Source organism: Achromobacter sp. HZ34 (assembly GCF_002209485.1).
Classification (GTDB): domain Bacteria; phylum Pseudomonadota; class Gammaproteobacteria; order Burkholderiales; family Burkholderiaceae_B; genus Bordetella_C.
Genome location: NZ_NJIX01000007.1, coordinates 315,505 through 335,501 on the forward strand (window position 1 = coordinate 315,505; position 19,997 = coordinate 335,501).

The window sequence follows — 19,997 nt, forward strand, 5'->3', positions numbered from 1 at the left end:
CGCGCGCCGTCATAGAGCGCGCAGGCATGTAGGCGTACCATATGACGCTTGCCCAACCACACGAGGATCCACCATGGCAGTGCTGCGTCGCACCAAAATCGTTGCCACCCTTGGGCCCGCCACGTCCAGTCCCGAACGCATCGAAGCGCTGGTGCGTGCCGGTATGGATGTGGCCCGGCTGAACTTTTCGCACGGTGAATCGGACGATCATCGCCAGCGCGCGCAACTGGTGCGCGAGGCCGCGGAAAAGCAGGGGCGTTTCGTTGCCCTGATGGGTGACCTGCAAGGACCGAAGATACGCATCGCGCGCTTCAAGAACCGCAAGGTGACGCTGCGCGTGGGCGCGACGTTCACGCTGTCCAACAGCCATCCCTCGGAAGAAGGCGATGAGAACGTGGTCGGCATCGATTACCCGGAACTGGTGCAGGACTGCCGGCCGGGCGATGAGCTGCTGCTGGACGATGGCCGCGTGGTGCTGCGGGTGGATAGCGTCGACATCGATTCGGTGCACACCACGGTGATGGTGGGCGGCCCGCTGTCGAACAACAAAGGCATCAACCGGCGTGGCGGCGGCTTGTCCGCGCCCAGCCTGACCGACAAGGACCGTGCCGACATCAAGGTGGCGGCCGAATTGAAGCTGGACTATATCGCCGTGTCGTTCCCGCGCTATGGCTCGGACATCGATGAGGCACGCGATCTGGTGCGCGCCGCGGGCAGCGATGCCTGGATCATCGCCAAGATCGAGCGGGCCGAGGCGGTGGCCGACGACGAGGCGCTGGATGCGCTGATCCGCGCCAGCGATGGTGTCATGGTGGCACGCGGCGACCTGGGCGTGGAAGTGGGCGATGCGGAGCTGGTGGGCATCCAGAAGCGCATCATCCAGCACGCGCGCACGCTCAACAAGGTGGTCATCACCGCGACGCAGATGATGGAGTCGATGATCTCCAGCCCCGTGCCCACCCGCGCGGAAGTTTCCGATGTGGCCAACGCGGTGCTGGACTACACCGATGCGGTGATGCTGTCGGCGGAAAGCGCGTCCGGCGACTATCCGGTGGAAGCGGTGGAGGCGATGGCGCGCGTGTGCCTGGGCGCGGAAAAGCACCCGACCTCGACGCATTCGCATCACCGCCTGGGCGAGACCTTCTCCCGCTGCGACGAGACCATTGCGTTGGCGGCCATGTACGCGGCCAATCACTTCCCCGGCATCAAGGCCATCATCGCCTTGACCGAAAGCGGCCATACGCCGCTGATCATGTCGCGCATCCGTTCGGGCGTGCCCATCTATTGCTACAGCCCGCATGGGTTCACGCAGAACCGCGTGGCGATGTTCCGTGGCGTGTCGACCGTTCCCTTCGATCCGTCCGCCTACGATCCCGCCGACCTCAGCGATGCCGCCATCGGCGAGCTGAAGCGCCGTGGCCGCGTCGAGGCCGGCGATTGGGTCGTCCTGACCAAGGGCGATTTCTACCGCGACAGCGGCGGCACCAACGGGATGAAGCTGTTGCAGGTGCAGTAGGCGAAGCAGCAAGGCCTCAGCCAAAGAACCAGTAGCACACGCCGATCGAGGCCAGCACCCCGGCCAGATCGGCCAGCAGCGCGCAGCCCACGGCGTGGCGCGCGCGGCGGATGCCGACGGCGCCGAAGTACACCGCCAGAACGTAGAAGGTAGTTTCGGTACTGCCCTGCATGGTCGCGGCCAGCAGGGCGGGAAAGCTGTCCACGCCGAAGTGCGACATGGTGTCCAGCATCATGGCGCGCGCGGCGCTGCCGGAAAAGGGCTTGACCAGGGCCGTAGGCAAGGCGTCGACGAAGCGCGTGTCCAGGCCGCCCGCATGGGTTAGCCAGCGAATGCCATCCAGGGCGAACTCCAGAGCCCCGGACGCGCGCAGCACGCCTACCGCGCACAGCATGGCCACCAGATAGGGCAGCAGGTCGCGGGCGATGTCGAAGCCCTGGCGCGCGCCTTCGACGAAGCTGTCGTAGAGCGGAACTTTTCTCCATGCGCCGACCAGCAGGAAGGCCATGATGATGCCGAACAGTGTCAGGTTGCCCAGCAGCGAGGACAGCGCGTTGATGGCGCTGGCGGAAAGACCTGCCAGGAGGGCGCAGAAACCGCCCAGCAGCAGCGCAGCGCCGCCCAGCCAGGCCAGCACCACGGGGTCGTGCAGGCGCAGGCGCTGGCACGCCGCCACGGCCAGCAGGCCGGCCAGGGTGGACGCGCAGGTCGCCAGCAAAATCGGCAGGAATACCAGGGTGGGGTCGCTGGCGCCTTGCTGGGCGCGGAACATGAAGATCGTCACCGGCAGCAGCGTCAGTGACGAGGCATTCAGCACCAGGAACAGGATCTGGGCATTGCTGGCGCGTTCGGGCGTGGGATTGAGCGATTGCAATTCACGCATCGCGCGCAGGCCGATGGGCGTGGCGGCATTGTCCAGGCCCAGGCCGTTGGCAGCGAAATTCAGGGTGATCAGGCCGATGGCGGGGTGGCCGCGCGGGACCTCCGGCATCAGGCGTGCGAACAGGGGGCCCAGCAGGCGCGCCAGGCTGGTCACCAGGCCGGCCTGTTCGGCGATGCGCAGAAAGCCCAGCCACAGCGTCAAGGTACCGAACAGCAGCACCATGATTTCCACCGACAGGCGCGCCATGTCGAACAGCGCGGCGATCATGGCGGCGAACACTTGCGGTTCGCCGCCTGCCCAGCGCACCAGGGCCGCGCCCGCGCCCGCGACGAAGAATGCCAGCCACAGCCGGTTCAGCATGCGTGCGGACTCGGGGCGGTCGTGGCCATTCAGTCGTCGCTGTTGGGATCGAGATGCGGGAACAGGACTTCCGTATAGCCCAGCTTGGTCAGGTCCGCCATGCGGGTCGGATACAGCCGGCCGATCAGGTGATCGCACTCGTGCTGCACGACACGCGCATGGAAACCTTCGGCCTCGCGTTCGATGGGCGTGCCGGCCGGGTCGAAACCGGTATAGCGGATGTGGCGATAACGCGGCACCAGGCCACGCAAGCCCGGCACGGACAGGCAGCCCTCCCAGCCTTCCTCCATCTCGTCGCCCAGCGGCGTGATGACGGGATTGCACAGGATGGTGCGGGGCACCGCCGGCGCATCCGGATAACGCTCGCTGCTGTCGAAACCGAAGATCACCAGCTGCAGGTCGATGCCGATCTGCGGTGCGGCCAGGCCGACACCGCCCGCCGCCGCCATGGTCTCGAACATGTCTTCGATCAAGGCGTGCAGTTCAGGGGTGTCGAAGGCCTGCACCGGCTCGGCCACGCGCAGCAGGCGCGGGTCACCCATCTTGAGGATCTGATGGATCATGTCAATCGGCGCGGCCGCTGCGCTGGATGAATTCGATCTTGTAGCCGTCGGGATCTTCGACGAAGGCGATGACGGTGGTGCCGTGCTTCATGGGGCCGGCTTCGCGCGTCACCTTGCCGCCCAGTTCGCGCACTTTGTCACAGGTTTCATAGGCGTCGGCAACTTCCAGGGCAATGTGGCCGTAGCCGTTGCCGATGTCGTAGCTGGGGGTGTCCCAGTTGTGCGTCAGTTCCAGCACGGCGCCTTCGGCCTCATCCTGGTAGCCGACGAAGGCCAGCGTGAACTTGCCGTCCGGGTAGTCTTTCTTGCGCAGCAGGCGCATGCCCAGGACCTTGGTGTAGAACTCGATCGATTTGTCCAGATTGCCGACGCGCAGCATGGTATGGAGGATACGCATGGGGGATGCTCCTTGTGCAAAGCGGTATTGTAGGACCAGCAGATGATAAACCCACGGGCCGGCGCGGGCGACGGCGAGCGGGTCAGAAGGTCGGCAGCGATGCCGGATCGTGGCGGCGCAGGATGTCGCGGGCCTGTTCATATTCCGGCAGGATGTGGCCGACTTCCGCCCAGAAGTTGCTGCTGTGGTTCATCTCGCGCAGATGCGCAAGCTCGTGGGCAATGACGTAATCGATGATGGCGGGCGCGAAATGGATCAGGCGCCAGTTCAGCATGATGTGGCCATCGCTGGTGCAGGAGCCCCAGCGGGTGGCCGCCGAGGACAGGCGCCAGCGCTTGATCTTCAGGCCGCTGACCTGCAGGAAATGTCCCAGGCGTGCGCCGAACCAGACGCCCGCGCGCTGTTGCAGCCACGCCTGCGCGGCGTCGCGCACGCGCGGTCCGTCGGCATCGGCGGGCAAGGCCAGGCGCAGCAGGTCGCCATCGAGCGGGGCGTCGGCGTCGCCGGCCAGCGCGGCATGGCGGTCGTGCGAGCCCAGGCTGATGACGATACGCTTGCCCAGATAGGGCAGGGCGCCCCCGGGCTGCCAGCGCGTCTGCGACAAGGCCATCTGTTCCTTGCGGTCGTGCCAGGCCAGCAGCTTCGTCAGGATCCAGCGGGATTTCTCCAGCACCGCCTCGTCGATCTGCTTCAAGGTCACCCAATTGGGCGCGGTCACCCGCAGCCCGTCATCCGTGACGACGAAACCGATGCTGCGGCGGCGCGAACGCTGCAGGACGAAGCCGATGGCTTGTTGCGGCGCCTGCACCACGCGCCAGCGCGCACCGTCAGGCAGGGTGGGGGGACAAGGCGTGGGAACTTGCAGCAGGGGGCTGGACGGCGCCAGGGAAAAGCCTGGTCCCGGGCCGCCGTTCCTGGGCGCAGGCGTGCCGGGTGACGAGGCGGCCGGGCCGGTACCGGGCTCAAGCAATGCGGGCGCCGGTGCGGCGGGCCTGGCGCCTGCATCGGCACCAGCCAGACCCCCGGCATCGGTATGCGCTTCGAGCGGCGAGCGCTCGCCCACGTCGCCGGCAGCGGGTGCCGGCGCGTTGAACAACAATTCGAGCTGATTATTCCGCGCCATACCTTTCAGGGTTGAGGCGATGCATCTCGCCTTCGATCCAGGCCTGAACCTCGCGGTTCAATTCTTCAGGGGTCTTGCCTTGCGATTCTATCGCGGGACCGATGCTGACCGTGATCAGGCCCGGCCGCTTGATGAAGGCATTGCGCCGCCAGCATTCGCCGGCATTGTGCGCGATGGGAATCACCGGCGCGCCCGTGCGCGACGCCAGCAACGCGCCGCCCATCTTGAAGCGCGCCGTCTTGCCCGGCGCGACGCGCGTGCCTTCGGGAAACAGCAGGGGCCAGCGGCCTTCTTCCAGCCGCAGCTTGCCCTGGCGCACCACCTGTTCGAAGGCGTCGCGCCCTTTGCTGCGGTCGATGGCGATCATGCGCAGCAGCGCCAGGCCCCAGCCGAAGCAGGGCACCCAATGCAGGGAACGCTTGTAGACGAAGCAGACCTCGCGCGGCATATGGGAAGGGAAAAACAGGGTTTCCCATGCCGACTGGTGCTTGGACAGCAGAATGGCCGGCCCGTCAGGCAGGTTCTCCCACCCTTGCACGCGCCAGCGGATGCCGCAGATGACGCGCGCGCCCCAGACGGCCAGGCCGGGCCAGCCCACCGTCAGGCGGTAGCGCCAGTGCTGCGGCAGCGGCGCCCACAGGATGCAGGCCAGGGCGTAAGGGATGACGGTGACGGACAGGAACAGCAGATAAACCAGAGAACGCAGGAAGGCCAAGGGTCAAGCCTCCCCAAGCAGGATGTTGGCCACGGCGGCCAGGTCGTCGGCCACGCGCGTGCCTTCCGGCAGCGTGCCCTTGGCCATGGTCTTGATGCCGTTGCCGGTCTTCACCAGCCAGGGCGCGCAGCCCATCGCCGAGCAGGCCTGCAGGTCGCGCAAGGAGTCGCCCACGGCCGGCACGCCGGCCAGGTCGATGTCGTAACGGTCGGCGATCTGCCGGTACATGCCGGGCAGCGGCTTGCGGCAGTCGCAGCCGTCTTCCGGCAGATGCGGACAGAGGAAGATGGCGTCGATGGCGCCGCCCGCCACCGTCACCTCGCGCCGCATCTTGGCGTGGATGGCATTCAGCGTGGCCATGTCGAACAGGCCGCGCCCCAGGCCGGACTGGTTGGATGCCACCACCACGGTCCAGTCCGCCTGGCGCAGGCGCGCGATGGCCTGTAGCGAACCGGGCAGGGCGATCCACTCGCCGGGCGATTTGACGAAGGCGTCACTGTCCTGGTTGATGACGCCGTCACGGTCGAGAATGATCAGTTTCACTGGGCCAGCCTGGAAATGTCCGCCACTTTGTTCATCAGGCCATGTAACTGGCCCAGCAGGGCCAGCCGGTTGGCGCGCACGGCCGGGTCGTCGGCCATGACCATGACATCGGCAAAGAAGGCATCCACCGGGGCGCGAGCCTGTGCCAGGGTGCTCAGGCTGGCGGCGAAATCGCCGGCGTCGAACTGCGCCTGGGCACGCGGGCTGAGGTCGGCGATGGCCTGGGCCAGCGCCTGCTCGGCGGGTTCGGACAGGCGGGCCGCGTCGAGCGTGGCGATGCCGTCCTCGGCCTTCTTCAGCAGGTTGCCGACGCGCTTGTTGGCGGCGGCCAGGCTGGCGGCTTCGGGCAGGGCGCTGAAATCGGTGACCGCCCGCACGCGCGCCGACACCTGGTGCAGGGGCGGCGCCAGGGCAATCACGGCATCCACGGCGGTGCGATCGAAATCGGCGACCAACTGGTTGCGATAGCGTTCGAAGATGAAGGTCCGCACCTCGGCAACCGCCTTCTCCAGGTCGGCCGGCGCGATCTGGCCGGCGTCGAAGGTGGCGGCGGCCAGGTCCAGCACGCCGTCCAGGGTCAGGGGACCGTTCTGGCTGATCTTCAGCAGGCCGCCCGCGGCCAGTTGCTCGAAGGCGCTGATCACGCCCAGGGCGGCACGGCGCAAGCCATAGGGATCGCGCTCACCGGTGGGGGCCAGGCCGATGCCCCAGATGCCCACCAACGTTTCGGCGCGCTCGGCGATGAACAGGATGGCGGCGGTCAGGCTGGCGGCATCGACGGGCGTGTCCATGCGGTTGCGGTACTGCCCGCGCAGGGCCGCCACCACGTCCTCCGGTTCGCCGTCGGCCTGGGCGTAGTAGGCGCCCATGATGCCTTGCAGCTCGGGGAATTCGCCGACCATATTGGTGCCCAGGTCGGCCTTGGCCAGCAGGGCGGCGCGGTCGGCATTGCGCGGGTCCACCCCCAGCGCGGCGGCGATGCCGCGGGCGATGGCGCGCACGCGCTCGACGCGCTGCAGCTGCGTGCCCAGCTTGTTGTGATAAACGATGCTGCCCAGTTGCTCGACCCGTTCGGCCAGCGGCGTCTTGCGGTCGGTGACGAAGAAGAATTGCGCATCGGCCAGGCGCGGACGCACCACGCGCTGGTTGCCTTCGACGATGTTGACCGGATCGGCCACCTGCATATTGCTGACGATCAGGAAGCGATGCGTCAGCTTGCCGGTCGCGGGCGAGAACAGCGGGAAGTACTTCTGATTCAGCCGCATGGTCAGGATCAGGCATTCCTGCGGCACATCCAGGAATTGCGCTTCGAACTCGCCCACGTAGACCGTGGGATGCTCGACCAGGGCGGTCACTTCGTCCAGCAGGGCGGTGACTTCGGGATCGTCGCCCAGCGTGGCGCCCAGCTGGCCGGCGTGCGCGTCGAGCTGACGCTGGATTTCGGCACGGCGGGTGTCGAAGGCGGCGATGACCTTGCCTTGCTCGAACAGTTGCGTGACGTAGCTGTCGGCGTCGGCGATGGCGATCTCGCCCTTGCTCATGAAGCGGTGGCCCAGGGTCTTGCGGCCGGCGATCAGGCCCAACGCGGCCACCGGCACGATGTCGGCGCCGAACAGCGCCACCAGGCCGTGTGCAGGGCGCACGAACTTCACCGTGGTCTGGCCATCGGCCAGTTGATAGCTCATCACCTTGGGGATGGGCAGACCGGCGATGCCGGCATCGATGGCGTCCTGCAGGCCGGCGGCCAGGGCCGCGCCGGGCGCTTTGCCGCGCGCCACCAGCACGTCCTGCTTGCCGTCGGATTCACGTGCCAGCGTGGCGGGATCGATGTGTTCAAGGCCCTTGGCGGCCAGCTTCTTCAGCAACGCGGGCGTGGCTTTGCCGTCGGCGTCCAGGCCGATCTTCACCGGCATCAGTTTTTCGCTGTATTCCTGGTCGGGGGCTTGCGCCAGCACGGCCGACAGGCGCACGGCCAGGCGGCGCGGGGTGGCGTAAGGCGCCACGGTGCAGGCGGGCGCCAGCAGGCCGCGCGCGGCCAGCGTGGCGCGCACGCTTTCGGCGAAGGACTCGCCCAGCTTGCGCAAGGCCTTGGGCGGCAGTTCCTCGGTCAGCAGTTCGACCAGCAGGGGGCGGGGAGAGGCATTCATGGTTGGCGTCGATTGCTGCGTCATCGTTATTCCACGGCCTCCGTCTTCGGAGCCGTTCCCAGCATGGGAAAGCCCAGCCGTTCACGCGATTCGTAATAGGCCTGGGCGATGGCACGCGACAGGTTGCGGATGCGGCCGATATAGGCGGCGCGTTCGGTCACGCTGATGGCGCCGCGCGCATCCAGCATGTTGAACGTGTGGGCGGCCTTGAGCACCGCCTCGTAGGCCGGCAGGGCCAGCGGCACTTCCATCAGGCGCTTGGCTTCGGACTCGTAGTCGTTGAAGTGCGCGAACAGCATGTCGGCCGAGGAGTACTCGAAGTTATAGGTGGACTGTTCCACTTCGTTCTGGTGGAACACGTCGCGGTAGTACACGGGGCGGCCGTTGTGCCCTTCGGTCCAGACCAGGTCGTACACGCTTTGCACGTCCTGCAGATACATGGCCAGGCGTTCCAGGCCATAGGTGATCTCGCCCGTGGTGGGGCTGCAATTCAGGCCGCCGACCTGCTGGAAGTAGGTGAACTGGGTCACTTCCATGCCGTTGAGCCAGACTTCCCAGCCCAGGCCCCAGGCGCCCAACGTGGGGTTTTCCCAGTCGTCCTCGACGAAGCGGATGTCGTGCTGTCGCGGGTCGATGCCCAGCGCTTCCAGCGAACCGATGTACAGGTCGAGGATTTCCGGCGGCGCCGGCTTCAGGACCACCTGGTACTGGTAGTAATGCTGCAGCCGGTTGGGGTTCTCGCCGTAGCGGCCATCCTTCGGGCGGCGCGAAGGCTGCACATAGGCCGCGCGCCAGGGTTCCGGGCCGATGGCGCGCAGGAAAGTGGCGGTGTGCGACGTACCCGCCCCCACTTCCATATCGTAGGGCTGCAGCAGCGCGCAGCCCTGCTTGTCCCAGTATTCCTGGAGTTTGAGGATGATTTGCTGAAAAGTGAGCATAGGGCGGGGCGTTTGACTGCCGGCTGTCGATGACAAACCCGGCATTTTAACTGGAGCGGCCGAGGGACGTATTATGCGGAATTCAGGGCGGTCGGCCCAAGGGTGTACCGGTAGCTCGACGGGGAGGCGCATGCTCCCGTGCAGCGGACCTGGACCCCGCCGCGGCCCGCCCGCAGATTACTTACAACGAGGAGCTAACTCATGTCCGACCTGATCAAGGTGGAAGTCGCCGACGGCATCCAGATCATCACCATCAACCGTACCGACGCCCGTAACGCCATCAACCTGGCCGCCGCCAAGGAGATGGCCGCCGCCCTGGATGAGCTGGACAACCGGGCGGACGTGCGCATCGGCATCCTGACCGGGGCCGGCAATACCTTTTCCTCGGGCATGGACCTGAAGGCCTTCGCCCAGAGCGGCGAGCGTCCGCTGATTCCCGGGCGGGGATTCGCCGGGTTGAATGAAGCACCTCCCAAGAAGCCCCTGATCGCCGCCGTGGAAGGCTATGCGCTGGCCGGCGGTTGTGAAATGGCGCTGGCTTGCGATCTCATCGTGGCGGCGCGCAACGCCAATTTCGGCCTGCCGGAAGTCAAGCGCGGGCTGGTGGCGGGGTCTGGCGGCATGGTGCGCCTGCCGCGCCGCCTGCCGTATCACATTGCCATGGAGATCGTGCTGACCGGCGACATGCTGACGGCCGAGCGTGCCCATGCGTACGGGCTGGTGAATCGCCTGACCGAGCCGGGACAGGCTTTGGAGGGCGCGTTGACGCTGGCGCGGGCCATCGTCGAGAACGGCCCGCTGGCCGTGCAGACCGCCAAGAGCATCGTGGCGCAGTCGGGCGATTGGGAGCAGGAAGGCATGTTCGACCGCCAACGGCCGTTGATCGCGCACATTTTCACGTCCGCCGACGCCAAAGAAGGCGCCACCGCCTTTGCAGAGAAGCGCAAGCCCGTCTGGACGGGCAAGTAATCCGCGGATAGCCGCAGGGGATTCCCGGCGTATCAGGTGGCCCCGGCCCGCGTCGGGCATGGGGCTACAATCCCGCCGGTTTTCCTTTCTAACAACTTTGCCCCCTTGCCATGACCGTCACCATCAAGGAAGAGGATTTCATCCAGTCGATCGCCGATGGGATCCAGTTCATCAGCTACTACCATCCCGTCGACTACATCCGCCACCTGGCGCGCGCCTACGAGCGCGAGGAAAGCCCGGCCGCGCGCGACGCCATTGCCCAGATCCTGACCAACTCGCGCATGTGCGCCGAGGGCAAGCGTCCGCTGTGCCAGGATACCGGCATCGTCAATGTCTTCCTCAAGGTCGGCATGAACGTGCGTTTCGATACCCGCCGCAGCCTGCAGGAACTCTGTGACGAAGGCGTGCGCCGCGGCTATCTGAACTCCGACAATCCCCTGCGCGCCTCGGTGCTGGAAGATCCGCTGTTCTCCCGCCGCAATACCAAGGACAACACGCCCTGTATCGTCAACGTCGAACTCGTCCCCGGGGACAAGGTCGACGTGCAGCTGGCCTCCAAGGGCGGCGGTTCGGAAAACAAGTCCAAGTTCGCCATGCTCAATCCCAGCGACTCGCTGGTGGACTGGGTGCTGAAGACCGTTCCCTCCATGGGCGCGGGCTGGTGTCCGCCGGGCATGCTGGGCATCGGTGTCGGCGGCACGGCCGAGAAAGCGGCGCTGATGGCCAAGCAGTCGTTGATGGAAGACATCGACATGTACGAACTGCTGGAACGCGGCCCCAGCAGCAAGCTGGAAGAACTGCGCATCGAACTGTACGAGAAGGTCAATGCGCTGGGCATCGGCGCCCAGGGCCTGGGCGGCCTGACCACGGTGCTGGACGTCAAGATCGCCACCTTCCCTACCCACGCGGCGTCGCTGCCCGTGGCCATGATCCCCAACTGTGCGGCCACCCGCCACGCGCACTTCGAGCTGGACGGCTCGGGCCCGGCCCACCTGGCCGCGCCGTCGCTTTCCGAATGGCCGGAAGTGCACTGGGCGCCGGACTACAACAAGTCCAAGCAGGTCAACCTGGATACCCTGACGCGCGAAGAAGTGGCCAGCTGGAAACCGGGCCAGACGCTGCTGCTGTCGGGCAAGATGCTGACCGGCCGCGATGCCGCGCACAAGCGCATCCAGGACATGCTGGCCAAGGGCGAGTCCCTGCCGGTGGATTTCGCCAACCGCGTCATCTACTACGTCGGTCCGGTCGATCCGGTCCGCGACGAAGTGGTCGGCCCGGCCGGTCCCACCACGTCCACCCGCATGGACAAGTTCACCGACATGATGCTGGACAAGACCGGCCTGATCGCCATGATCGGCAAGTCAGAGCGCGGTCCGGTGGCGATCGAGGCCATCCGCAAGCATGGCTCGGCATACCTGATGGCAGTGGGCGGCGCCGCCTACCTGGTGTCCAAGGCCATCCGTTCGGCCAAGGTCCTGGCCTTCGCCGACCTGGGCATGGAAGCGATCTACGAGTTCGACGTCAAGGACATGCCCGTGACGGTGGCCGTGGACGCCCAGGGCACGTCGGTGCACACCACCGGCCCGAAGGAATGGCAGGCGCGCATCGGCAAGATCCCGGTCGCAACGGCGTGATGACGATGGGCCGATACTTCGGTCCAAAGCCTGGCTCGAAGTCTGGTCGGTAGTCCGGACCGGGCTTCGGCTCGTAGCCCGGCTCGTAGTCTGGTGGGTAGTCCGCTGAAGCAGGCAACCGGCTCAGGGCAGGCGTTCGATCGCCTGCCCGCCCAGGCCCGCCAGCAGGTCCGCCGCGCGGCCTTGCGCCAGCCTCATCCCGGGCGCCAGGTCCACCAGCGGACGCAGGACGAAAGCCCGTTCATGCATGCGTGGATGCGGCACAGTCAGGCGCGGGCCATGCAGGGTCTGGTCGCCGTACAACAGCAGATCCAGGTCCAGCGTGCGCGGTGCATTGTGATAAAGCCGCTCGCGGCCATGGCGCTGCTCCAGTGCCTGTAGCAGATCCAGCAGCGCCTCGGGCGCCAGCGTGGTACGCAGCCGCGCCACGGCATTGACGTAATCGGGGCCGCCGGCATCGACCGGCGCGGTTCGATAGAACGGCGACGCCGTGCAATCCGCTATGCCGTCGCTGGCGGCCAGTTCATGCAACGCGGCGCGCAATGTCGCACCGGCATCGCCCAGGTTGGCGCCCAGGCCGATCCAGGCCGTGGCGCCGCCCGTCATTCGGCGCTGTCCTGTTGCGGGGCGCCGCCGGGCTTGCGGCGCGGACGGCGGCGCCGGCGAGCTGCAGGTTCTTCCTCGCGGGCGCGCGGCGCGCGCGAAGCCTCGTCGATCATCTGCGCACGGGTGATGTCGTCGCCATTGGCCAGGTCCATCCACCATTGCGCCAGCACGCTGTCGAATTCGCCGGCCGCGGCGCGCAACTGCAGGAAGTCGCAGGCGGCGCGCAGGCGCGGCTGCTCCAGCATGCGGTAGGCACTCTTGCCGACGCGGCGTTCGAAACGCGGCTGCATGAACCAGATCTCGCGCATGTCGGAGGAGAAGCGGCGCTGGATGGCCAGCTTTTCCGTCTGTTCTTCCAGCACCGAGTCGGCGGCCTGGATCAGCGCGGGGATGGTCTGCTCTCCGCCCTTGGACAACTGGCGCCAGCGCGATTCCACCTGCTGCCACAACAAGGCGGCGAACAGGAAGCTGGGGCTGATGCTCTTGCCGGCGCGCACACGCGCATCGGTACGTTCCAGGGCCAGTTCGACGAAGTTCTCGCCGCCGGGCTGCTCCAGCACCACGTCCAGCAGGGGCAGCACGCCGTGGTGCAGGCCCTGGGCGCGCAACTGGCGCAGGCAATCCATCGCGTGGCCGCAGGTCAGCAGCTTGAGCATCTCGTCGAACAGGCGCGAGGCCGGTACGTTCTCGATCAGTTCGGCCATGACGCGGATGGGTTCGCGCGTGGCCGGGTCGATGGTGCCGTTGAGCTTGGCCGCGAAACGTACCGCGCGCAGCATGCGCACAGGGTCTTCGCGGTAACGCTTGTTGGGATCGCCGATCATGCGCACGATGCGCTTCTTCAGGTCGGCGACGCCGTTGTGATAATCGATGACCTCTTCGGACAGCGGATCGTAGTACAGCGCATTCAGGGTGAAGTCGCGGCGCGCCGCGTCCTCCGCCTGCGAGCCGAACACGTTGTCGCGCAGGATGCGGCCATGCTCATCCGTTTCCTGGTCTTCCGTGGCGGGGGCGCGGAAGGTGGAGGTCTCGATGATCTCCTGGCCGAACACGACGTGCACCAGTTGGAAACGGCGGCCGATGATGCGGGCGCGGCGGAACAAAGGACGAATTTCTTCCGGCGTGGCGTTGGTAGCGACGTCGAAGTCCTTGGGCTCGATGCCGACGATCAGGTCGCGTACCGCGCCCCCGACGATGTAGGCCTCGAAGCCGTGCTGGCGCAGCACCTCACAGACTTTGATCGCGTGCCGCGAAACGTTGCGGCGATCGATCCCGTGCTTGTCTTGCGATATCCGCAGGGGACCGCGAGCCGGGAAGAGCCGGCCGACGAATTTTCTTATGGTTTCAGTGATCATCGATTTTCAGGACTTGGCATCTTCCATGTGCGCGAACAGGTCCAGCACCTGCCAGCCGCGCGTTTGCGCGATCTCGCGCAGCGCCGGGCTGGGGTTGGCTGCGATCGGGCGATTGACGACTTCCAGCAGGGGAACGTCGTTGACCGAGTCGCTATAAAAAAACGTTTCGGAGAAATCCGCAAGCGCCAGCCCCATGCCGGCCAGCCAGTCGTTGACGCGCAACACCTTGCCTTCCTTGAAACTGGGCACGCCCTCGATGCGGCCGGTGTAGCGGCCTTCGACGTATTCAGCTTCCGTGGCAATCAGGTGGGGCACGCCGAAGGCGCGCGTGATCGGCGCGGTGACGAAGCGGTTGGTGGCGGTGACGACGGCGCACAGGTCGCCGGCTTCCAGGTGCGATTGCACCAGGCGGACGGCCGGCAGGGAAATGGCGGGACGGATCACCAGCGCCATGAACTCTTCATGCCAGGCGGCCAGGTCGAACGGCGTATGCGCCGCCAGCAGGCCCAGCATGAACTCGGCCGACTGCTCTGCAGTCAGCTCGCCGCGGTTGTAGCGGTCCATCAGGTCTTCGTTGCGGGCGCGCGCCTCGTCGGGGTCGCCGGCGCGGCCGGTGCGCGCCAGGAAATCGGCCCATTGGTAATCGCTGTCCAGGGGCAGCAGGGTGTGGTCCAGGTCAAACAGGGCCAGGCGACGGGCAGAACTCATTTCGTATGTGTATCCGGATCTGCCAGCATGGTACGCAGCAGGGAGATGTTGATGGGCCGGCGGGTAGCCAGCGAGTAGCGGTCGAGCGCGTCCAGCAGGGTGGCCAGCCGGCGCATGTCGCGATCGTAATGGGTCAGCATCCAGTTGAGCACTTCCGGGCTCAATTGCAGCCCCCGTTCGGCGGCCTGCCTGCCCAGCGCTTCCAGCTTGTCCGCATCGGACAATTGGGCCAGCCCGTACACCAGGTCCCAACCCAGGCGAGTGCGCAGATCTTCGCGCAGCGGCATCGCCAACGGCGCACGGTCACCCGCGACGGCCAGGGCGAAGGCGCGTCCGGTCGCGGCGGATTCGCGCCAGCGATTGTACAAGGCAAACAGCGCGGCCTGTCCGGCGTCGTCCATGAGATGGATGTCGTCCACCGCGATCACCGGCGGCATGGCCGCCTGGGCGTCGCTCTGGGCCAGGGCGGGCAGGGCGGCGCGTGCTTCCATGCCCGCGGTGATGTAACGTGCTCCCGGAACCGAGGCCAGCGCACGCAGCAGGTGGCTGCGCCCGCAGCCGGCCGCGCCCCACAGATACAGGGCCCGCCCCGGTGCCAGCGCGCGCACGGCCGCCAGCGCCGGGTGGTTGGGGCCGGCGACGAAGTTGGCCAGCGTAGGCGCTGACTCAGGCAGAACGGATAGCAACAACTGGCGGTTCATGACGACTGACTGGCGAAGCTGGCGGCTTCACGTAAAATCCTGGTGGTTTACCCAAAAAATCCTGCAATTGTCACACACCCGACGGTTTTTCTCATGACAAATCAACCCCAAGCCCCGTTGACCTATCGCGACGCCGGCGTCGACATCGACGCAGGCGACGCCCTGGTCGATCGCATCAAGCCGTTGGCTGCCCGTACCATGCGCGCGGGCGTGCTGGCCGGCATCGGCGGCTTCGGCGCGCTGTTTGAAGTGCCGAAGAAATATCGTGAGCCCGTGCTGGTGTCCGGTACCGATGGCGTCGGCACCAAGCTCAAGCTGGCCTTCGAATGGAACCGGCATGACACCGTCGGTATCGATCTGGTGGCGATGAGCGTAAACGACATTCTCGTGCAAGGCGCGGAATCGTTGTTCTTCCTCGATTATTTTGCCTGCGGCAAGCTGTCGGTGGATACCGCGGCCGCCGTGGTCGGCGGTATCGCGCGCGGCTGCGAATTGGCCGGCTGCGCCTTGATCGGCGGCGAGACCGCGGAAATGCCCGGCATGTATCCCGACGGCGAGTACGACCTGGCCGGCTTCGCGGTGGGCGCGGTGGAGAAGTCCGCCATCATCGACGGCAAGTCGATCCAGCCCGGCGACGTGGTGCTGGGCCTGGCTTCCAGCGGCGCGCATTCCAACGGCTTTTCCCTGCTGCGCAAGATCATCGATCGCGCCGGCGCCAAGCCGACCGACGATTTCCACGGGCAGCCCCTGGGGGACGTCGTCATGGCGCCGACCCGCATCTACGTCAAGCAGGTGCTGGCCGCCCTGGCCGCGCACGGCACGGCCATCAAGGGCATGGCGCACATCACGGGCGGCGGTTTGCTCGATAACGTGCCGCGTATCCTGCAGCCCGAGCTGGCCGTGACGCTGCACCGCGACGCGTGGGCCATGCCCCCGCTGTTCAGCTGGCTGCAGCAGCATGGCGGCGTGGCCGATACGGAAATGCATCGTGTGTTCAACTGCGGCATCGGCATGGTGATCGTCGTTGATGCGGCGCAGGCCGACGCCATTGCCGCCACCTTGCGCGCGCAGGGTGAAACGGTGGACCGCATTGGTGAAGTGGTCGCCCGCCAGGGCGACGCGCCGCAGACGGTGGTGGTGTAAGTCACGGTGGGTCGGGCCGGGCCGTCGGATGGGATGATTCGATGGCCTGTTCCGACGATTTGGCCGGCCTCGTATTCCCGAAGCTGGCTCTGGTGCCCTCGGTTGTCGCCGGCTAGCCGGCTTGGACCGAATGCGCATCCTTATCCAGCAGCGGCGCGCAGGCATCAATGACCTGCGCGACCGCATCGCCGGCCAGGCAATCGACGATGGTCCTGTCCGGCTGCGCTCGCAGCCAGGTGATCTGCCGCTTGGCCAGTTGCCGCGTGGCGGCGATGCCACGTTCGCGGGCCTCGGCCAGGTCGGCCTGGCCGTCCAGATAGTCCCAGAATTGCCGATAGCCGACGCAGCGCACCGACGGCAGTCCCGGGTGCAGGTCGCCCCGTGCCTTCAGTGCGCGCACTTCGTCCACCAGCCCGGCCGCCAGCATGGCGTCGAAGCGCTGCGCGATACGTTCGTGCAGGCGCAGGCGGTCTGAAGGCTCCAGGCTGATCGTTACATAGCGGTAGGAAGGTTCATCTTTGGCGCCGCCGCCCGCTGCTGCGCTGGGCTCGCCACTGCCCCCCGCGCCTGTCTCGGTCCCTGCCAAGGACTCGACCTCGGCTTCGGTGTTGCCCCTGGAGGTCTTGCCCAACAGGGCCGACATGGGCTGGCCGGTCAGCAGGCAGATTTCCAGCGCCCGCTGGATGCGCTGGCTGTCGTTCGGCGCCAGCCGCGCGGCGGTGACGGGATCCAGCCGCGCCAGTTCCGCGTGAAGCGCCGGCCACCCCGACCGGGCGGCGCGCTCGTCCAGGTCGGCGCGCAACACGGGATCGGCCTGCGGCAGATCGTCCAGGCCGTCGCGCAGGGCCTTGTAGTAAAGCATCGTGCCGCCCGCCAGCAAGGGAATGCGCCCGCGCGCATGGATGGCGGCGATCAGCGCCAGTGCATCGGCGCGGAATTCGGCGGCGGAATAGGATTGCGCGGGGTCGCGGATATCCAGCAGATGCTGCGGCACATGCCGCTGCTCTTCAGGCGAGGGCTTGGCCGTGCCGATATCCATGCCGCGATAGATGGTGGCGGAATCCACATTGACGATTTCCAGCGGCCAGCGCCGGGCCAGCGCCAGCGTCGCGGCGCTTTTCCCGGCCGCGGTGGGGCCGGCGAGGCAGATGATGGGCAGATGAGCCATGTAATAGGACTGGCTTTAATGGGTGTGTATCGAATTCGCCAAGCGACCATGGGGTCCGGCTGAAGATCCGGGCAGCGGCCGGGCTGACGGCGGGCGCTGCTTCGGCCTGCGGCTATTGCCCCCGTAAAAACAGCTTGTCCAGGTCGGACATCGACCACTGGGTCCAGGTCGGCCGCCCGTGATTGCACTGGTCGGCGCGCTCCGTGGCTTCCATCTGGCGCAGCAGTGCGTTCATTTCATCGAGGGTCAGGCGGCGGTTGGCGCGTACCGACCCGTGGCAGGCCATGGTGGAGAGCAACTCATTGCGCTGCTCGGTCAGCAGGCGCGATACGCCCACCGCGCCGAGATCGCGCAGGATCGCCCGCGCCAGGGTTTCGACATCGCCGCGCGCCAGCAGCGCCGGCACGGAACGCACCGCGATGGCGGTGGGGCCGGCGGGGCGCAGTTCGAAACCCAGTTCGATCAGTTCGTCGCGGTATTCCTCCACCAGCGCGACGTCCTTTTCCTGGGCGTTGAACACCACCGGCACCAGCAGATCCTGGCGCGGCAGTTCGCGCTGGTCCAGCGCGCGCTTGAGTTGCTCGTAGACCACGCGCTCGTGCGCCGCATGCATGTCCACCAGCACCAGGCCGCGCCGGTTCTGCGCCAGGATGTAGATGCCATGCAACTGCCCCAGGGCCATGCCCAGCGGCTGCTCATCGTCTTCGGACCAGTTCGCGCTTGTGCCGGCGCCTGCGCGCACGCCCGCGCTTGCGGCGGAACCCGTGTCCAAGCCTGCACCGGAGCCACTGCCGGTGTCCATCCGGCCGGCGGGCGGCTCCGAGATTTGCAGGGACTGGCCTGTCCCCATGGCCGTTTCCAGGTTCGGGTAACGGAAACCGCTTGCGCGGCTGGCCGCGGCGCCGTCCTGCGCCCCCTGCTGGTGGCCCTTCGTCTGACCACCTCCCGCGGCGTCGAAACCGTCATTGGCCGACGGGTGGGAATAGCCTCCGTCATTCAATGCATGGCCCGCGCCTGGAGCGCCGTATCCCCCTTCGGCAGGCGAATAGCCATGCGTTGGGCGCGCGCCATCCGCGCCGCCCTCGGCCTGGTTTTCAGGCGCGTAGTGATTGCTTGAAGAAAGATCTCGCGCGTGGGCCCCGGACCCCGGTGCCCGGTTCTCCACGGCGTCGCCACCGGCCGGGGGTGTGGCGCCCCGGCCAGCGTTCGCCGCGGGCGTGTTTTCGCCGCCTAGCGGGCGATACAGCGTTTGCCAGTCACCGCCGCCGCTGGCTGGTGTGTGCAAGCGGAAAGGAACTTGCGAATGGGGGCGCGGGGCATTGCCTGCGTTGGCGCTACCGGGCGCAGGGCGCAGGAAGCCGCCGCCAGCGCCCAGCCCGGCGCTGCCACCGCTGTCCGGCGCGCCGGTACCGCCCGATGCGCCTGCGTGTCCGGCGCCGGCCGAAGCCGCGGCCCCGGCGACACCGCTGTGGCCGCCGGTCTGCGCCAGCACCTGCCCGACCGCCTGCGTGACGAAGCGATGGACGGCGCCGCTTTCGCGGAAACGCACCTCGCTCTTGGCCGGATGCACATTGACATCCACCGCGGCCGGATCGATTTCCAGGAACAGCACATAAGCCGGCTGGCGGTCGCCATGCAGCACGTCCGCATACGCCGCGCGCAGCGCGTGGCTGACCGTGCGATCGCGCACGAAACGCCCGTTGACGTACAGATACTGCCGATCCGCCCGCGCCCGCGCGGCCGTGGGGCGCGTGATCATGCCCGTCAGCGATACCGGGCCGACCTCATGCGACAGCGGCAGCCCGTGCTCGGAAAACTCCGCGCCCAGCACGTCGCGGATGCGGCGGAAGGGATCGGTCGGCAGCCATTGGCGGTGGGCGCGGTCCTGGTTGAACAGCCGGAAGGCAATACCCGGGTAGGCCAGGGCAATGCGTTCCATCGCATCCAGGCAGTGGCCGAATTCAGTGGCCTCGGCACGCAGGAATTTACGGCGCGCGGGTACGGCGTCGAACAACTGCCGCACATCCATGGTGGTGCCGGCGGGGCCCGCGGCCGGCGCTACCTCCCCGCCGCTGCCGTCGATCTGCCAGGCATTCTGGCTGTCACGCGTGCGTGAAGTTATCGTCAAACGCGCCACCGAGGCGATGGAGGCCAACGCTTCTCCCCGGAAGCCCATCGACGCTACCGATTCCAGTTCATGCAGATTGGCGATCTTGCTGGTGGCATGTCGCCGCAGCGCCAGGGGCAGCTCATCCGGTGGAATGCCGCTGCCGTCGTCGGTGACGGCAATCCTTCGGATGCCGCCGCCTTCCAGCCGCACCTCGATGGCGCGGGCGCCGGCGTCGATGGCGTTTTCCAATAATTCCTTCAGTACCGAGGCAGGGCGCTCGATCACCTCGCCAGCGGCAATCTGGCTGATCAGGAGGTCGGGCAACGCGGCAATGGGACGGCGATCGGACATGGGGCTGGGCAGGGCGGCAGGGTAGCCGTGAGAGCTAAGGCGAAAGGGCTGCGGCGTATTGCCGCAA

18 protein-coding genes are annotated in these 19,997 nt (G+C 67.0%); 4 read left to right on the top strand and 14 right to left on the bottom strand.

Going from position 1 to position 19,997, the window contains the following annotated elements:
• The first annotated feature begins 73 nt into the window (after positions 1 to 73).
• Positions 74 to 1,516: a pyruvate kinase gene (pyk, locus tag CEY05_RS25770; protein WP_088600136.1), complete on the top strand. Its 1,443-nt coding sequence runs from the start codon at positions 74 to 76 to the stop codon at positions 1,514 to 1,516.
• Positions 1,517 to 1,532: 16 nt separating this feature from the next.
• Here pyk and CEY05_RS25775 read toward each other — a convergent pair whose 3' ends face one another.
• From CEY05_RS25775 to glyQ, 8 genes are all read right to left on the bottom strand, one after another.
• Positions 1,533 to 2,759: a nucleoside recognition domain-containing protein gene (locus CEY05_RS25775; protein ID WP_088600137.1), complete on the bottom strand. Its 1,227-nt coding sequence runs from the start codon at positions 2,757 to 2,759 to the stop codon at positions 1,533 to 1,535.
• Positions 2,760 to 2,788: 29 nt separating this feature from the next.
• On the bottom strand, positions 2,789 to 3,322 hold the full coding sequence (def, locus tag CEY05_RS25780) for a peptide deformylase (RefSeq protein ID WP_088600138.1): 534 nt from the start codon (positions 3,320 to 3,322) through the stop codon (positions 2,789 to 2,791).
• Between the two features lies 1 nt (position 3,323).
• Positions 3,324 to 3,719: a lactoylglutathione lyase gene (gene gloA / locus CEY05_RS25785; RefSeq protein WP_088600139.1), complete on the bottom strand. Its 396-nt coding sequence runs from the start codon at positions 3,717 to 3,719 to the stop codon at positions 3,324 to 3,326.
• 82 nt (positions 3,720 to 3,801) lie between these two features.
• The gene (locus CEY05_RS25790) at positions 3,802 to 4,842 is read right to left on the bottom strand and encodes a M48 family metallopeptidase (protein ID WP_088600140.1); all 1,041 of its coding nucleotides are present in this window, start codon (positions 4,840 to 4,842) and stop codon (positions 3,802 to 3,804) included.
• Positions 4,829 to 5,557, bottom strand: a complete 729-nt coding sequence (locus CEY05_RS25795; protein WP_088600141.1) for a 1-acyl-sn-glycerol-3-phosphate acyltransferase — start codon at positions 5,555 to 5,557, stop codon at positions 4,829 to 4,831. Before CEY05_RS25795 ends, CEY05_RS25790 begins: the two co-directional genes overlap by 14 nt.
• 3 nt (positions 5,558 to 5,560) lie before the next feature.
• Complete coding sequence (gene gmhB / locus CEY05_RS25800) at positions 5,561 to 6,100, bottom strand: D-glycero-beta-D-manno-heptose 1,7-bisphosphate 7-phosphatase (RefSeq protein WP_088600142.1); 540 nt, start codon at positions 6,098 to 6,100, stop codon at positions 5,561 to 5,563.
• Positions 6,097 to 8,247 carry a glycine--tRNA ligase subunit beta gene (glyS, locus tag CEY05_RS25805; protein WP_088600179.1) on the bottom strand — a complete coding sequence of 717 codons (2,151 nt, stop codon included), beginning with the start codon at positions 8,245 to 8,247 and terminating at the stop codon, positions 6,097 to 6,099. Before glyS ends, gmhB begins: the two co-directional genes overlap by 4 nt.
• A gap of 26 nt (positions 8,248 to 8,273) precedes the next feature.
• Positions 8,274 to 9,185, bottom strand: a complete 912-nt coding sequence (glyQ, locus tag CEY05_RS25810) for a glycine--tRNA ligase subunit alpha (RefSeq protein WP_198952907.1) — start codon at positions 9,183 to 9,185, stop codon at positions 8,274 to 8,276.
• A gap of 201 nt (positions 9,186 to 9,386) precedes the next feature.
• Here glyQ and CEY05_RS25815 point away from each other — a divergent pair, with 201 nt between their 5' ends.
• Together CEY05_RS25815 and CEY05_RS25820 are read left to right on the top strand one after the other, a co-directional pair.
• Positions 9,387 to 10,154, top strand: a complete 768-nt coding sequence (locus tag CEY05_RS25815) for a crotonase/enoyl-CoA hydratase family protein (RefSeq protein ID WP_088600144.1) — start codon at positions 9,387 to 9,389, stop codon at positions 10,152 to 10,154.
• A 110-nt stretch (positions 10,155 to 10,264) separates the two neighbouring features.
• The gene (locus tag CEY05_RS25820; protein WP_088600145.1) at positions 10,265 to 11,788 is read left to right on the top strand and encodes a fumarate hydratase; all 1,524 of its coding nucleotides are present in this window, start codon (positions 10,265 to 10,267) and stop codon (positions 11,786 to 11,788) included.
• Between the two features lie 123 nt (positions 11,789 to 11,911).
• Here CEY05_RS25820 and CEY05_RS25825 read toward each other — a convergent pair whose 3' ends face one another.
• The 4 genes from CEY05_RS25825 to hda are packed head-to-tail and all read right to left on the bottom strand — an operon-like array spanning position 11,912 to position 15,158.
• A complete protein-coding gene (locus tag CEY05_RS25825; protein WP_088600146.1) occupies positions 11,912 to 12,394 on the bottom strand; it encodes a 2-amino-4-hydroxy-6-hydroxymethyldihydropteridine diphosphokinase in 483 nt (160 codons plus the stop codon).
• A complete protein-coding gene (pcnB, locus tag CEY05_RS25830; protein ID WP_088600147.1) occupies positions 12,391 to 13,749 on the bottom strand; it encodes a polynucleotide adenylyltransferase PcnB in 1,359 nt (452 codons plus the stop codon). Before pcnB ends, CEY05_RS25825 begins: the two co-directional genes overlap by 4 nt.
• 6 nt (positions 13,750 to 13,755) lie before the next feature.
• Positions 13,756 to 14,457, bottom strand: coding sequence for an HAD family phosphatase (locus CEY05_RS25835; RefSeq protein WP_088600148.1), 702 nt, complete (start codon positions 14,455 to 14,457; stop codon positions 13,756 to 13,758).
• A complete protein-coding gene (gene hda, locus CEY05_RS25840; protein WP_088600149.1) occupies positions 14,454 to 15,158 on the bottom strand; it encodes a DnaA regulatory inactivator Hda in 705 nt (234 codons plus the stop codon). The genes CEY05_RS25835 and hda overlap by 4 nt, the downstream gene beginning before the upstream one ends.
• 93 nt (positions 15,159 to 15,251) lie before the next feature.
• On the opposite strand from hda, the gene purM reads away from it, so the two are divergent.
• Complete coding sequence (gene purM / locus CEY05_RS25845) at positions 15,252 to 16,301, top strand: phosphoribosylformylglycinamidine cyclo-ligase (protein WP_088600150.1); 1,050 nt, start codon at positions 15,252 to 15,254, stop codon at positions 16,299 to 16,301.
• Positions 16,302 to 16,413: 112 nt separating this feature from the next.
• Here purM and miaA read toward each other — a convergent pair whose 3' ends face one another.
• Together miaA and mutL are read right to left on the bottom strand one after the other, a co-directional pair.
• Positions 16,414 to 17,469: a tRNA (adenosine(37)-N6)-dimethylallyltransferase MiaA gene (gene miaA / locus CEY05_RS25850; RefSeq protein WP_088600151.1), complete on the bottom strand. Its 1,056-nt coding sequence runs from the start codon at positions 17,467 to 17,469 to the stop codon at positions 16,414 to 16,416.
• A gap of 112 nt (positions 17,470 to 17,581) precedes the next feature.
• A complete protein-coding gene (gene mutL / locus CEY05_RS31845; RefSeq protein WP_233161708.1) occupies positions 17,582 to 19,930 on the bottom strand; it encodes a DNA mismatch repair endonuclease MutL in 2,349 nt (782 codons plus the stop codon).
• Between the last annotated feature and the right edge of the window lie 67 nt (positions 19,931 to 19,997).

Excerpts from the sequence above, each read along its gene's own strand:
- miaA (WP_088600151.1), bottom strand. The coding sequence starts at position 17,469 with ATGGCTCATCTGCCCATCATCTGCCTCGCCGGCCCCACCGCGGCCGGG.
- CEY05_RS25790 (WP_088600140.1), bottom strand. The coding sequence starts at position 4,842 with ATGGCGCGGAATAATCAGCTCGAATTGTTGTTCAACGCGCCGGCACCC.
- mutL (WP_233161708.1), bottom strand. The coding sequence starts at position 19,930 with ATGTCCGATCGCCGTCCCATTGCCGCGTTGCCCGACCTCCTGATCAGC.
- CEY05_RS25775 (WP_088600137.1), bottom strand. The coding sequence starts at position 2,759 with ATGCTGAACCGGCTGTGGCTGGCATTCTTCGTCGCGGGCGCGGGCGCG.
- hda (WP_088600149.1), bottom strand. The coding sequence starts at position 15,158 with ATGAACCGCCAGTTGTTGCTATCCGTTCTGCCTGAGTCAGCGCCTACG.
- pyk (WP_088600136.1), top strand. The coding sequence starts at position 74 with ATGGCAGTGCTGCGTCGCACCAAAATCGTTGCCACCCTTGGGCCCGCC.
- CEY05_RS25825 (WP_088600146.1), bottom strand. The coding sequence starts at position 12,394 with ATGACGGGCGGCGCCACGGCCTGGATCGGCCTGGGCGCCAACCTGGGC.
- glyS (WP_088600179.1), bottom strand. The coding sequence starts at position 8,247 with ATGAATGCCTCTCCCCGCCCCCTGCTGGTCGAACTGCTGACCGAGGAA.
- purM (WP_088600150.1), top strand. The coding sequence starts at position 15,252 with ATGACAAATCAACCCCAAGCCCCGTTGACCTATCGCGACGCCGGCGTC.
- CEY05_RS25835 (WP_088600148.1), bottom strand. The coding sequence starts at position 14,457 with ATGAGTTCTGCCCGTCGCCTGGCCCTGTTTGACCTGGACCACACCCTG.
- gloA (WP_088600139.1), bottom strand. The coding sequence starts at position 3,719 with ATGCGTATCCTCCATACCATGCTGCGCGTCGGCAATCTGGACAAATCG.
- glyQ (WP_198952907.1), bottom strand. The coding sequence starts at position 9,185 with ATGCTCACTTTTCAGCAAATCATCCTCAAACTCCAGGAATACTGGGAC.
- CEY05_RS25820 (WP_088600145.1), top strand. The coding sequence starts at position 10,265 with ATGACCGTCACCATCAAGGAAGAGGATTTCATCCAGTCGATCGCCGAT.
- def (WP_088600138.1), bottom strand. The coding sequence starts at position 3,322 with ATGATCCATCAGATCCTCAAGATGGGTGACCCGCGCCTGCTGCGCGTG.
- pcnB (WP_088600147.1), bottom strand. The coding sequence starts at position 13,749 with ATGATCACTGAAACCATAAGAAAATTCGTCGGCCGGCTCTTCCCGGCT.
- CEY05_RS25815 (WP_088600144.1), top strand. The coding sequence starts at position 9,387 with ATGTCCGACCTGATCAAGGTGGAAGTCGCCGACGGCATCCAGATCATC.